This is a genomic window from Burkholderia sp. MSMB1459WGS (assembly GCF_001534535.1).
Lineage (GTDB): Bacteria > Pseudomonadota > Gammaproteobacteria > Burkholderiales > Burkholderiaceae > Burkholderia.
In genome coordinates, this window is the sequence record NZ_LPMU01000053.1 from 1 (window position 1) to 13249 (window position 13249).

The following is a 13249-nucleotide window of genomic DNA, read 5'->3' on the forward strand; positions in this document are numbered from 1 at the left end:
CGGTCGCGAACCTGAAGCTGCTGCGCGACGAAGGCATCGTCGAGCGCGTGAAGACCGACATCGGACCGTATTTCCAGCGGCGGCTGCGCGACGCGCTGGGCGATCATCCGATCGTCGGCGAGATTGCGGGGGCGGGGCTGGTCGCCGGCGTTCAACTGGCGCGCGACGGGCACCGGCGCGAGCGCTTCGGCGCAGACGTCGATATCGGCACCATCTGCCGTGACTTCTGCTTCAACGGCAACCTGATCATGCGCGCGACCGGCGACCGGATGCTGTTGTCGCCGCCGCTCGTGATTCGCGAGGCGGAGGTCGACGAGATCGTCGACAAGGCGAAGCGCGCGTTCGACGCGACGGCGGAGCGGGTGGGGCAGGTACGGTAAGCCGGCGCTGCGTGCGGGCGCGGCGTCGAATGACGCGGCGCCCGCATCGCGCAGGGCACGCGCGCCGCCAAAACGAAAAGGGCCTGCGTCGTGAGACGCAGACCCTTGAATTCTTTGGTGGGCGGTACTGGGATCGAACCAGTGACCCCTGCCGTGTGAAGGCAAGAATTTCAGTCCAGAGCGGTTTTTTGTTGATCTGTTTTGTGCGTAATTGATTGATTTTTAAGAAAAATAAATCCGGCATTGTTCGATATGTTCCGGCATAATGTTTCCGTACAAATTCCGTATGGGTGACGACGGCAGTGGACATAACGAAGGTATTGGTTAGAAACGCCTTGGCGGCTCGAAGGGAGCCGTACTGGAACCGCCTCGAAACCGGGCTGTACATCGGGTTCAGGAAACTGCCAACCGGCGCCGGGACGTGGATCGCTCGCAGGCGCAATGAAGACGGGAAGCAGGAATACCGCGCCTTGGGAACCGTTTCGACGTACGACGACGCCGTGAAGCAGGCGCGCACGTGGTTCGCCGCTCGGGACGCTGGCGTATCACGCCAGGGCGTTACAGTCCGGGAGGCCGCTGAGCACTACGTGAAGCACCTGCGTCTGCACAAGGGGGCGGCCAGCGCGAACGATGCCGCGGGTCGGTTTCGCCGGCTTGTTGATGAAGCGCCGATCGGCAGGATTGATCTTTCCCGGTTGCGCACCTCGGATCTGAAGTCATGGCTCGCCGGCCTGGTCGAAGTCGATGAGGACGAGGACGACGAGGATGATCTCCGGCGGGCGAAAGACTCCGCGAACCGAAATCTTGCATCGTTGAAGGCAGCGTTAAATCTGGCGTTACGTGACCGGCTAGTTGCGACGGATGCTGGGTGGCGAACCGTCGTCCCGTTTAAAGGTGTGGGTCGTCGTAGGCAAGGGTTCATTCCTCACGAACAGCGCGGCCGGCTGCTTGAAAACTGCCCTGACGACCTGGCATTGCTCGTGCGGGCGCTGCTTCTCACCGCCGCTCGGCCTGGCGAAATGGCGAAAGTCGTCGCGAACAACTTCGATCGGGCTCAGGGCACGCTCGCGCTCGCCGGCAAGACGGGCTTTCGCGTCGTGACCCTCTCGACCGCGGCGCGCAAGTTTTTCGAGATTTTGTCGACCGACAAGATTGCCAGCGCACCCTTACTCACGACGGCGGTCGGCGCAACGTGGACGAAAGACGCGTGGAAGAAAATGTTTCGGTCCGCAGTTGCGGCGGCGCAGTTGCCAGACGACATTGTCATGTACTCGCTTCGTCACACGGCGATCAGCGAAATGATTGCGAATGGGATGGATTCGTTTGTCGTTGCCCGTCTGGCGGGCACGTCGACCGCGATGATCGACAAGCATTACGGGCACCTAAGGCACGACGTGACGCGCGCGCGGCTCGACTCGGTGCAGATAGTGTAAGGCTGTGTATAACAGGGGTTTGTGCGGGTATTGTCCTTGCCTCGTTTGGCGGTGCTATTGTCCGAGGTAGTTCTACAACGTGCGGAGCACATCGTGATTGATCGAATTGTCAGGGAGAAAGAGTTGCTCGCAATCTGCGGCTTCTCGCGTTCGACCCTCTACGAAAAGCGGAAGCGCGGTGAGTTTCCGAGCCCAGTAAAGCTCGGCCGTAAGGCAACGGGCTGGAAGCTGTCCACCGTCAAGGCGTGGATCGATAGCCTCGAACCGCGCGAGGTCGTGCAATGACAGCAAGACAATTCGATCAAGCCCACTGAAGGCCCGCTAAACGCGGGCCTTCGTGTTTTTGGGCCGCGTAAGGCACAACTTAACACTCGAATAGAAAAGCATGAATTCCATCGACAACGCTCGCTATCTCAGCCCCACCGCGAAGCAGACCGCCGCCGAGCATTTGCTCAGGATCCGCGCACTGCACGGCGACGACCCGTGTTCGCGCGAGCAGACCGCCGCGCACGAGGCCGGGCACACGATCATCGCAATGGCGCTCGGCTGGCGCTTCCTCGGCGCTCACGTCCGTTCGAAGGGCGGAGCCTGGATGGGATCGACGCACTACGAGCACCGGATGACCGGGCGCCCGTACACCCTCGACGAAGCGGCCGACATTTTCTTTGCTGAAGCTGTGATGGATCTGGCCGGCGTTGCAGGGGAGCAAGTCGCCGGCCTGTGTCACCCGGCGTCAAGCCATTTCGAGATCAAGAACGCAGCGGCAGCGTGTACTGCTCTTGATGCCTTCACAGACGACGCGCCGAGCAGCCATTTCGCACGTGCGCTCGCGCTCGCGATGACGGAGATCCAGGCCAATGCCGCGACGTTCGAGCTCTTGCGCTCGCACTTCCAACGATCGAAGCGACTGACGCCGGCCGAAGGGCGGCGGATGCTGAAGAACGTAGCGCCGCGGCTCGACGACATGCGGTTCGTGAAAAGAAAAAGCCCGCAGTAAATGCGGGCCCAAAATTTCAAAGCTCGGTAAACAAGATGAATAGTACACCTACAGAAAATACTGTCAAGCCACGCTGTACACATTCGGATCTCGCTGCGGCGCTTGCGCCGATCGTTTCGCGCGTGCGCACGTCGACCTGTTGCGTCAAGCGCCCGGGGAAACCGCCGCAGCACATCGGCCGACCGCTGACTGCCGATCGACTCGCGCATCACGTGAATGGTGGCCCGGCCTACGGCGTGTTCCCGATGCAGCCGGGCAGCGACGTGACGCTGGTGGGACTGCTCGATCTTGACTCGCACAAGGGCGAAACGCCGTGGCACGAAATGCAGGACACCGCCGTGCACATCCTTACCGCTGCATCGGCCGTCGGCCTGCAGGGCATTCCGTTCCGCTCGTCGGGCGGCGCTGGGATCCACATCTATTTTCTGTGGGACGCGCCGCAGGATGCGTACAGCGTGCGTCAGGCCCTGCGGCACGTGCTCGCTGCGTGCGATCTGCAGGACGGAACGAAGGGCGTTGCCGCCGGGCAGGTCGAGGCCTTCCCGAAGCAGAGCAGCGTTCCGCACGATGGGTACGGCAACATGTTTTTTCTGCCGCTGGGCGGTAAATCGACGCCGCTCGACTCGTTCGAGTTGGACGACATGCCGAAGTCGTACGTCACCGAAATGGACTGGCCGACGAGCGCGCCGGTACCGCGCGCGGAGCGGAAGATTGTCGTGCCGCCGGCGGCTGTCGCGCCTGCCGAGCTCGGCGCGCTGAAATCCGCCCTCGACGCGATCCCGAACCGCGGCGAGCATGAGCTCGATTACGACAGCTGGCGTAACGTGCTGTTCGGTGTGCACCACGCGTCGCGCGGCTCGGACGACGGCTTGGCGCTCGTGCACGAGTTTTCGGCGCGATCGAGCAAGTACGACGCGGCGAAGACCGAGCGCGATTGGGGCTACGCCGGCAAGAACCAGGGCACGCCGATCACGATCGGCACGATCAAGGCGATGGCCGCGGCACACGGTTGGCGGGATCCGGAGCGCGAGCCGAGCGAGGACGACTTCGACGTGGTGCCGGCCGGCGAACAGGAACCGCCGCGCCCGGGCTATCGCCGCAACGGCAAGGGCGAGATTCTCGCGCTTGCTGAGAACATCGTGACAGCCGTTCGCGCGCCGCACGAGTGCGGCTGGCACATCCGATACGACGACTTCCGTGCGGAGATCATGCTCGCCGGCGAGGCGGATCCGCGCGGCCTACGTGCGTTCACCGATCCCGACTACACCCGCTTGCAAATCCGGCTCGAGCGACTCGGTTTCCTTAAGCTCAGCAAGGAGGCGCTGCGCGACGGCGTGGGCCTCGTGGCCGACGAGAATCGCATCGACTCGGCCGTCGAGTGGTTGACCGGCCTGCAGCACGACGGTGTGCCGCGCATCGAAACGTTCCTGCGCGACTACATGGCCGTCGAGGACACGTCATACACGCGCGCGGTGTCGCGGTATCTCTGGACGGCGCTTGCCGGCCGCGTGCTGTCGCCCGGGTGCGAAGCGCCGATGGTGCCGGTGCTGATCGGCGAGCAGGGCGCCGGCAAGACGCGGGCGGTGAAGGCGCTTGTGCCGGCGCAGGAGTTTTACTGCGAGTTGAAGCTCGACGAGCGCGACGACAACGCGTCCCGCATGATGCGCGGCCGCCTGGTGGTCGAGCTCGGCGAACTGCGCGGCCTGCACACGCGCGATGCCGAGTCGATCAAGGCGTTCATCAGCCGGACGCACGAAAATTTCGTGCCGAAGTACAAGGAGTTCAGCGTGACGTTTGCGCGTCGGTTCCTGTTCGTCGGCACGACCAACCAAGATGAGTTTCTCGCCGACGAGACGGGGGAGCGCCGGTGGCTGCCGGTGCGCGTCGGTCGGTGCGACGTCGAGCGGATCGCGGCCGACTGCTTGCAGTTGTGGGCCGAGGCCCGCTCGGCCTACGAACGCGCCGGGAATGTCGATTGGCGAGAGGCCGAGACGCTGGCGCGCGAAGTGCACGCACAGCACAAGCTGTCCGACCCCTGGTCGCCGATCATTCACGACTGGCTCATGGGACGAGGCGACTATGCGTGCGATCTCGGTGAGCCACCGTGTACGCGCGATTTTTTGCAGATTCACGATATTGCAGATGGGGCGCTCGGAATTGCCAAATCGAGGCTCGGGCGCAACGACATGATGCGAATTAGCAAAATTTTGCAAGGAATGGGGTACTCCAAGCGGTTGAAGCGGGTCGGGGGGCACCCGACCAAGGTTTGGATGCGATCGGATGCAACCACCGTAACCACGTGATGCGCGCCGGTGGTTACGCGCAGAGCCTTACGCAGCAAGGCGCGTAACCACCGTAACCACCGTAACCACCTTTCTCTATATACGTGTGCGCGATAAATAAGGGGGATACAGGGGTTTATAGGAAATAGGGGTTCCGGTGGTTACAGGTGGTTACGCCCCGACGAGGCCGAAAGATGCAGGAAATTACAAGTTCGTAGTACGAATTTAAGAGGTGAATCTATGAAGAAACTTACCGCGAAGCAACAACGATTCGTCGATGAATATTTGTGCGACTTGAACGCGAGCGCGGCCGCGCGGCGCGCCGGGTACAGCGAGCGGACCGCGAACGAGCAGGGCGCGCGCCTGTTAGCAAAAGTTAGTGTGCAGGAAGCGGTCCGCGCCGCGATGAGCGACCGCCGCGAGCGCACGCACATCACGCAGGATCGCGTGCTGCGCGAGCTCGCGCGCATCGCGTTCTTCGACATCCGCAAGTTGTACAACGCCGACGGCACGCTGAAGCGCCCGGATCAGCTCGACGACGAGGCTGCAGCAGTTCTTGCCGGGGTCGATGTGGTCGAGCAGATGACGTACGGCGCGAACGGCGACGGCGAGCTGACGGCCATGCCGACGCTCACGAAGAAAGCCAAGGTATTCGACAAGACAGCGGCGCTCACGCTGGCGATGCGTCACCTTGGGCTGCTGAACGACAAGCTCGAGATATCGAAGCGCCCGCGCGTGCGTGTGGTCGACCAGACGGGCCGCAAGCCGCGCGTGAAGGGCGGTTGAAATCCCCATTGGCGATTTCAATTCACGGCGCGGCGCCTTGCGTGGTGGGCGTTGCGCGCCGCGCGACATGAGAAAAAGGCGCGTAGCTACCCGCTCGGCTACCCACGTACCTTACGTCACGGATCGAAAGACGGGGGATTCCCCGCCTCGAATGACGCACGATCCTGCACAGCCGTATGCACACAATTAAATGGCATACACGCGAGATTCCGCGACGCACAGGTGCGACGCTGATTGAAGGTCAACACAGGAGCAGATACATGGCAGCAACGAACATCTACATGAAGGACGCGACGCGCAGCCGGCTGCAGGCGTGTGCGCTTCTGCGCGGTACGTCGATGGCTTGCGTTGTGGAAGACGCGCTCGCTGAATTCATCGAGCGCCACGGTCTGCTGAAAGGCGGTGAATGGCGGATCCGGCCGGACGCGGATCACGCGTGGTGCCGCGCGACGGCTGCGCAGGCGGACGCGGCCCGCGTGATGGATTGGGATGTCGAGCTCGTGGACGAGGACTGACCGATGGCCGACATTCAACTTATCGAATCGCGGCTCGCAGAAGCGCGCCAGCAGGCCGCCATCGCGCAGCGTGAACTCGAGGAACGTATGCTCGAGAACAACGGCGCGGAGGACGAGGAAACCACCCAGTTGCGGAGCATCGTGGAGACACACCGCTCGCGCGAGGCGACGCTTATTCGCGTGCGAAAGGCGGCATACGACGCCAACAGCACGGCCGCGCTCGCCGCTCGTGCGGAGGCCGCGCGGGAGGGTGTTCGCGAGGCGGCCAAACTCGAACGCCAGTTTGTGAAGGCTGCGGCGGCGCTCGACGTTGCGTTGGCTGCATTGCTTGTCGCTCGCAGCGAGTTCATGCAGGTCGAGGAAGAGTTGCGCAGCGTATCGGTGCGGAAGGTGCTCCTCAACGTGGGCACGCACAACAGCGATTACTTCAACGTTTCGAACAGCTATATCGCTACCGATCTGCTTCGACGCCATATTCGGCACGTATTTGACGAGGAGCGCGTACAACAGCCGTTGGCCGACGAGGCGCGTCAATACCATGCGAAGACCATGCGTGTGCTCGAAAGCGTCGTCAATCGTCCGGCGCCGAGCGTGTCGCGGTCGCCGTACGGAAGTCCGGCCGACGCGGAGCTGACGAGCCACACGGCGTTGCGTGGGGGCGACTGATGGACGCCGAACAGCAATCCGCACCCGTCGAGAAGACGCCCGAGGAGCGCGCCGCGGCGTTCTACTCGAACACCAAGTTTCCGGGCGCGGCCGAGACGCCGCGCGCGCCGGCGGAGCAGCCGAAGGCGCAGAACCCCATCGACAAGCTGCTATTCAACGTCACGCAGACCGCGCCACAGACCGACGATCCTGACGCGCTGGCGCTCGTGCGTAACGATTCCGTGCGCAAGTTCTACGGCGATGAGGGCGCCCACGGCGTGCTGTACGACGAGCTGACCGGTTCCGGGCAGTGGGGACAGGAAACAGTCGCCGCGATCGACGACGGCCTGGGCGGCACGATCGATCGCAAGGAGTTCGCCGCGATTGTCGCCGACCACGGCGGCAACCAGACCGACGTGCGGGAATTCCTCGCCGATGCCCGCCTGTTTGCGCAGGGCTGGCCGGCGCTGTCCGAGGCCGACAAGCAGGCCCACCTCGCGGACGCCGTGCAGGGCATGAAAGAAACGTTCGGCGACGGGTGGGAACAGGCGTGGGATGCAGCGAACGCGCTCGCGAAGCGCGACCCGCGCGTTGCAAAGGTGCTCGTCGAGACGGGCCTCGGCGCTGATCGCAAGACGGTGATCAAGTTCGCGCAGGAAGCGCTGCGGCAGCGCGTTGCCGGGAAGCTGAAATGAAATACACCCAAGCCGAATTGAGGCGCGAGTTCCCCGTCTACGATCTGGTCGAGCCGCGTTTCGCAGCGTGGCTCGTCGCGGACCCGGCCGCGCGACTGGCATGGCTCGGTATGCGTGGGCTGATCGCGCGCGCCACTCGCGCGGCGTTCGACGATGCTGCCGGCATTGGAGAAAACAATGGCAATTAAGATCCCGGTGTACCAATCGCAGGTCGCGCCCGCACTGCAGACGTCTGGGGCCCGCACGCCGCTGACCGTTGTCGACGACAGCACGGGCGCGGCGCTTCAGCAGGTCGGCGCGGCCGTCGGGCAGGTAGCCGAGGCGCAGCAAAAGCTACAGGATTCGCAGGATCTGCTCGCCGCGCAGAAAACGTACGCGGACACCGTCGCGGGATATCAGCAGGGGCTCGTTGACGCGCAGGGCCGTGCGGTGCCTGGTGCGCCAGACTTCACGCGGGACGCTATGTCGGCGTACGACGAAAGCGTACAGGGGGCGCTATCTGGTATCCGGAACCCGCGCGTGCGCGCCTTCATGGACAAGCAGTACACCGAGTATCGTCAGAAGGCATTTTCGACGGCGCTCGGGTTCGAAGCGGAGCAGCAGCGCAAGTTGGCCGTGAGCAACACGTCGGATGCGATCAACGCGAGTGCATCCGCGTCGGCGCGCGATCCGAGTCAGTACGTGCCGATGCTAGCGGGCTTGAACGTGTCGATCGATAATTCGATTCTACCGGCCGACGTAAAGACAAGTCTGAAGCAATCCGCGAAGGACAACATGTCGGCGGCAGTCGGGATGCGGATGGTAGCCGACGACCCCGTCGCCGCGTATGCAGTGCTCACGCAAAAGCCCGATCAGCCGCTGCCCGCCGGTTACGAGTGGGTGAACGACCTTCCGGCGCAAAAGCTGGTGGCACTGCAGGGCCACGCACGTTCGCTCGTCGCGCAGCAGCAGAACGCGGCTGACCGCGAGGCATTGCAGCGCGAGAACGACGCCGCGACGGCACACAATCAGGCGCTCGACCTGGTGAACGCGGGGAAGCAGCTCAGTCCCGAATACACAACACAGTTGCTCACGACGACGGCCGGGACGGCGGTTGCGGAGCAGACACGCCGGCTGGTCGAGGTAGCAGGGCAGCGTGCAGGTTTCGCGAGCTCGACGCTCGCGCAGCAGGCTGCGACACTGCAGCGCTATCAAACGACGGCCGCGACGACGGGTACGGATCCGGACACCGCCGCCGCGGTGAAACAACTCGAGCAGATCCATACGGCGAGTGTGCAGGCATACAAAACGGATCCTTGGAACGCCGCGCTCGATCGCGGCGTTCTGCAGAGCCTGCCGCAGGTGGATACGTCGAGCATACAGGGCCTCGCAGCATCGCTTGCCACGCGCGTGCAGGCGGCTGGTGCCGTTGAACAAGCGGCAGGGCGCCGCGTGTCGCTGCTGACGCCTGACGAGGCGCGCAGCGTCCTTCAGGCGGTAGATGCGCTGCCGACGAACACGAAGGCGCAGGCGCTCGCGATGATCGGGCACTCCATGGGAAACGCCGCGCGCATCAACGACTTGGCGGAGCAGTGGAAGGAAAAGAGCCCGGCGATGGCGCTCGCGATGAAGGCCGGTGCGGCTGACCCGTCTGGCGGTCCGCTGATGATGCAGAGCGGCATGCCTGTCGCACAGTACATCCTCGACGGGCAGGACGCGCTGTCAAACAAGCTGGTGAAAGTCGACGCGGCGGCCGCGACCGGCTTGCAGGCCACGATCGCGAAGCAGATCGGCGAGTCGCTGCCACCGCAGCAGCTCGGCGACGCGCGCGAGACCGCGTATTTCGCAGCAGTCGCCAGCGCGCGCAAGAACGGTCGCGACGTGCCGAACGCGACCGACATCCTGACCGGCGTTAACGTGGCGACGGGCGGCCTGTCGAAGACGGGCGGCATCGATCCGCGCGGTGATCGCTACATGGCGGCGAAACCCTGGGGCTGGTCGGACGATGATTTCGACGCGGGTGTCAAGCAAGCGTCGGCCGCGAACATCGAAAACCCGGGCGTCGACAGCGTGCTCGCGAACGGGGTGAAGATCCCCCTCGAGGACTTCATGAAGCAGTTCGCGAGCTACCGCCTGCAGCGCGTTGGTATCGGGGGCACATATACGGTGTTGACGGGCGCCCGGCCGGTGACGGATCCCTCTGGCGCACCACTGCTTGTCCACCTCACGAAACCCACGCCGAAGCGCTGATATGCCGATCGATCCCCTCTACGAAGATGCAACCGGCGCCTACCTCAAGGGGCAGGGCGAAATTCCTCTTCCCGCCGAGCCACGCACGTACCCGTCGACGTCGATCACCTCGATCGCGCGCGCGGTTGGGCGCGGCCTCGGGCAGGGTGGCACGGCGCTGTTCGGCGCGGCGTCGGACCTGGCCGCCGGCCTGAGTCAGATCTACGTCGATCCGGACACGCTCACTCTTAACCCGCAGGCGCAGGCCGACGCCGACAAGCAGGTGAACGCAGCGATCGCGAAGCAGCGCGCCGGGCACCTGTTCGAGTCGCCGCTCGGCACGCGGGCATACGACCTGTCCGACACGTTCAAACCGGACCCGACGCGCACGACCGTAATCGATCAGACCGTGCAGGGTGTCATGTCGGGGCTGACGCAGATCGTGCCTGCGGCCGTGCTCGGCGGTCCGCTGGCCGGCGCGGCCGTCGGTGGCGCGTCAATCGGCATGTCGCGCGCGGAAGACCTGAAACGCCAAGGCGTCGACGTCGGCACGCGGACGGCAGTCGGTGCGGCGGAAGGCGCAATCACGGCAGCGGGCGCGGTGCTTCCCGTGGCCGGCACGACTCTCGCGCGCACGGCAGGGCTCGTCGCTGCCGGTGGCCCGGGCGCCGCGATCGCGCAGGCGACGATCGAGAAAGCGATTCTGCGCAACGCGGATTACGACCACCTCGCCGACCAGATCGACCCGCTCGACCCCGTGAACATCGCCGCGTCTACGCTGATGGCCGGCGCGTTCGCGGGCGCACACACCGCAGCAACGGCGCGCGCCGCACGGCAGACGGCGGCCGCCGCCGCGTTGCCGCTCGAAAATATGGCCATGGACGCACGGAAGGCACTCCCGTATAACGCTCCGCAACTCGACGCCTACGCGGCGCAGGCGGCGCAACGCGAAGGCGTGCCGCAGGCGCTGCTCGACTTCATCAAGAATCACGGCGAACGCTCGAACAGCAATCAGGTGTCGTCGGCCGGTGCGAAGGGCGTCATGCAGTTCACGAAGGACACGTGGGCCGCATACGGCAAGGGCGATCCTCAAGATCCGGTCAACTCGATCGACGCGGCAGCGCGCTACGCAAAGGATCTACTGCAGCGCTATGACGGCGACATGCGGGCGGCCGTGACCGAATACAACGGCGGTGTCGAGCAGGCGCGAGCCGTACAGGCTGGCGGCTCGCCGACGGCGGAAGAAACGATCGGCTACCTGAAGCGGTTCGACGAATATGTTGCAACGCGAGGTATTGACTCGGCGACGTTCCACGTGACACCCGGCCAGGTCGACGCCGCGCTGCTCGCACGTGGACAGCGGATCGTCGATGACGCGTACGTATTCGGCCGGCCGGACGACGTGGCTGGTATGGCCGCGCATCAGGACGCGTTCGAGCTGGCCGCTCGCCAGATGGACGACGGTGGCTACCCGGACGTCTCGCGCTATTTCACGGCGGACGACGTCTCGCGCGCAAACGCGCTGGAAGGGCTGATCGCTGACGCCGAGTCGTACCGCGGCGATCTGGCGGCGACGGCCTCGAATCTGGCCGAGCCAGGCGCTGTTGCGCAGGCGCGCGCTGAACTCGACCAGATTCGTGCGAACGCACCGGACACGTCGCCCGATGCGGTCAAGGAATTGACGCGCCAGTTGCAGGACCAAGGCATGAGGTACAAGGCAGCGACGGCCGAGGCGCGGCGCCGCATTGATGCAGCACATGCCGATCACGAGGCGCAGGTCGCACGGCTGGAGGGCGTGATTCGCCGGAACGCCGAAGCGCAGCGCGCCAGCGACCAGTTGCCGACGCTCGACTCGCAGATCGAGCAGATGCGCGCAGCGCGTGCAGGTATCGACGTGCCGGCGACGCGGCGCACGCAGATCGCCGATTTCGTCTCGAGCATCGCCCGCGCACAGCGCGAGGCAGACCGTATGCCAGTCACGCAATCGCGAGACGTGATTGCGGAGTCCGCAGAGGGTACGGTCGTATCGACCGGCAGCGCCCCACGGACGACCACCAGAACGGCAGCCGGCGCGCCGAGTGCGCGCGCGATCGACGCGAACCTGCGCGAAACCGCCGCGACGCGGCCGGATATGCAGGTCACGATCGACACGCCGGCGGGCGAACGCACGGGCACGGTTGCCGAGCTACTGCAGCAGATCGACGACGAGCATGCCATGAACACGCAGGACGCTGGCCTGTTCGAAGTCGCCGCGCGGTGCTTTATCTCGACGCTTTGACGCGGCACGCGGCACGCGGCGTGATAACGTAGCGACACCGAAAAGCGTTCAATAAAACACCGGGGTTGCTATGTTCCGCAGTTTCTTCCTTCGCCGCGCATTGACGCGTGCTGCGAGCCGCTTGGCGCCGAATCCAATCCCTTTATCAGGTCTTCGCGCAGTATTTCGTGACTACTACCATGTGGAGATCACGAGTCGATACGGTGACCAAGCATGGGGCCTGCTGTTGTCGGGAATTAATTCGCAGGGTGTCGAGGGATTCTGGTGGAACGGGACCGCATATGACGAAGCCCGGACGGTCCATTGGAGCGACATTGAAGGTGCGACCATCGAGTTTCGCTACTACTTGAGCCTGCACGAGTTTTACACCACCTCTCCGATGGAATTCGAACTACGCAACTTGTTCGGGATTTATCGGCTGGTAGTCGCGTTAGATGGATTGCTGCAACGGTTGTATAACCGGCGATCACCGACGACTGTTGATCGATTGACCGTGCTGAAGCACATTGTTTCGAGGGAGATCGAAGGTCAGCGAGGCGGCGTTGGCGCGATCACATTGGCCGCGCACCTTCACGGAACGCGTTCGGTCTTTCATCCGCGGCGCGACAGACGCTACGCCTATTACGACCTAGTACTACGTTCACTTGCTGACGAGGGGCTGCTCGATCGTCGAGACATGATGTTCGTGTTGCATCCGCGGGCGCTGACAGCCTTGCACAATTACGAAAACGAGGAGCGACGGCATAAGACAAATCGCAATATTCAAATTGCTCTTGGCATACTAACGGTGCTTTCCGTTGCAGCTGCGATGGCGCAGGCCTGGCCGCAGGTCAAGGAAATTTGGGGCGCCGTGCGGAGCTGCGTTGGACGGTAAAGCATCGCTGTACATGGCGTACGGAGTTGCCTAACATGCTGATTTCGTTGCAATTTTGTTTTCGCGTGCCTTATACTAAGCTCGTCGACGTACACAACGTTGACCGGGTTTAGCAGCCCGAATGCATGCGGCGGCCAACCGCTCGCGATAGCGGTT

Annotated in this window: 12 protein-coding genes and 1 pseudogene; all 13 read left to right on the forward strand. The window is 63.9% G+C overall.

Annotated features, from left to right (window positions below; translation table 11 throughout):
- Positions 1–380 (forward strand): annotated as a pseudogene (locus WT97_RS20585) (aminotransferase class III-fold pyridoxal phosphate-dependent enzyme); the annotation flags it as partial.
- A gap of 302 nt (positions 381–682) precedes the next feature.
- Positions 683–1813 carry a tyrosine-type recombinase/integrase gene (locus tag WT97_RS20590; RefSeq protein ID WP_060354266.1) on the forward strand — a complete coding sequence of 377 codons (1131 nt, stop codon included), beginning with the start codon at positions 683–685 and terminating at the stop codon, positions 1811–1813.
- Positions 1814–1906: 93 nt separating this feature from the next.
- The gene (locus WT97_RS20595) at positions 1907–2098 is read left to right on the forward strand and encodes an AlpA family transcriptional regulator (protein WP_257128539.1); all 192 of its coding nucleotides are present in this window, start codon (positions 1907–1909) and stop codon (positions 2096–2098) included.
- A 100-nt stretch (positions 2099–2198) separates the two neighbouring features.
- Positions 2199–2810 carry a hypothetical protein gene (locus tag WT97_RS20600; RefSeq protein WP_060354267.1) on the forward strand — a complete coding sequence of 204 codons (612 nt, stop codon included), beginning with the start codon at positions 2199–2201 and terminating at the stop codon, positions 2808–2810.
- A 35-nt stretch (positions 2811–2845) separates the two neighbouring features.
- On the forward strand, positions 2846–5113 hold the full coding sequence (locus WT97_RS34635; protein WP_179949799.1) for a VapE domain-containing protein: 2268 nt from the start codon (positions 2846–2848) through the stop codon (positions 5111–5113).
- A 219-nt stretch (positions 5114–5332) separates the two neighbouring features.
- Positions 5333–5878, forward strand: a complete 546-nt coding sequence (locus tag WT97_RS20610) for a terminase small subunit (RefSeq protein ID WP_060354269.1) — start codon at positions 5333–5335, stop codon at positions 5876–5878.
- A gap of 260 nt (positions 5879–6138) precedes the next feature.
- On the forward strand, positions 6139–6393 hold the full coding sequence (locus tag WT97_RS20615; protein ID WP_060354270.1) for a hypothetical protein: 255 nt from the start codon (positions 6139–6141) through the stop codon (positions 6391–6393).
- Between the two features lie 3 nt (positions 6394–6396).
- Positions 6397–7059 carry a hypothetical protein gene (locus WT97_RS20620; protein WP_060354271.1) on the forward strand — a complete coding sequence of 221 codons (663 nt, stop codon included), beginning with the start codon at positions 6397–6399 and terminating at the stop codon, positions 7057–7059.
- Entirely contained in the window at positions 7059–7733 is a 675-nt protein-coding gene (locus tag WT97_RS20625; RefSeq protein WP_060354272.1) for a hypothetical protein, read from the forward strand. Before WT97_RS20620 ends, WT97_RS20625 begins: the two co-directional genes overlap by 1 nt.
- Positions 7730–7921, forward strand: a complete 192-nt coding sequence (locus tag WT97_RS20630) for a hypothetical protein (protein ID WP_060354273.1) — start codon at positions 7730–7732, stop codon at positions 7919–7921. Before WT97_RS20625 ends, WT97_RS20630 begins: the two co-directional genes overlap by 4 nt.
- A complete protein-coding gene (locus WT97_RS34640; protein WP_179949800.1) occupies positions 7911–9962 on the forward strand; it encodes a hypothetical protein in 2052 nt (683 codons plus the stop codon). Before WT97_RS20630 ends, WT97_RS34640 begins: the two co-directional genes overlap by 11 nt.
- Before the next feature lies 1 nt (position 9963).
- Entirely contained in the window at positions 9964–12219 is a 2256-nt protein-coding gene (locus tag WT97_RS20640; RefSeq protein WP_060354274.1) for a lytic transglycosylase domain-containing protein, read from the forward strand.
- Between the two features lie 70 nt (positions 12220–12289).
- Complete coding sequence (locus WT97_RS20645; RefSeq protein WP_156440296.1) at positions 12290–13093, forward strand: hypothetical protein; 804 nt, start codon at positions 12290–12292, stop codon at positions 13091–13093.
- Positions 13094–13249 lie beyond the last annotated feature (156 nt).

Coding starts and splice junctions, on each gene's coding strand:
- WT97_RS20645 (WP_156440296.1), top strand. CDS start 12,290: ATGTTCCGCAGTTTCTTCCTTCGCCGCGCATTGACGCGTGCTGCGAGC.
- WT97_RS20640 (WP_060354274.1), top strand. CDS start 9,964: ATGCCGATCGATCCCCTCTACGAAGATGCAACCGGCGCCTACCTCAAG.
- WT97_RS20610 (WP_060354269.1), top strand. CDS start 5,333: ATGAAGAAACTTACCGCGAAGCAACAACGATTCGTCGATGAATATTTG.
- WT97_RS34635 (WP_179949799.1), top strand. CDS start 2,846: ATGAATAGTACACCTACAGAAAATACTGTCAAGCCACGCTGTACACAT.
- WT97_RS34640 (WP_179949800.1), top strand. CDS start 7,911: ATGGCAATTAAGATCCCGGTGTACCAATCGCAGGTCGCGCCCGCACTG.
- WT97_RS20615 (WP_060354270.1), top strand. CDS start 6,139: ATGGCAGCAACGAACATCTACATGAAGGACGCGACGCGCAGCCGGCTG.
- WT97_RS20630 (WP_060354273.1), top strand. CDS start 7,730: ATGAAATACACCCAAGCCGAATTGAGGCGCGAGTTCCCCGTCTACGAT.
- WT97_RS20600 (WP_060354267.1), top strand. CDS start 2,199: ATGAATTCCATCGACAACGCTCGCTATCTCAGCCCCACCGCGAAGCAG.
- WT97_RS20625 (WP_060354272.1), top strand. CDS start 7,059: ATGGACGCCGAACAGCAATCCGCACCCGTCGAGAAGACGCCCGAGGAG.
- WT97_RS20620 (WP_060354271.1), top strand. CDS start 6,397: ATGGCCGACATTCAACTTATCGAATCGCGGCTCGCAGAAGCGCGCCAG.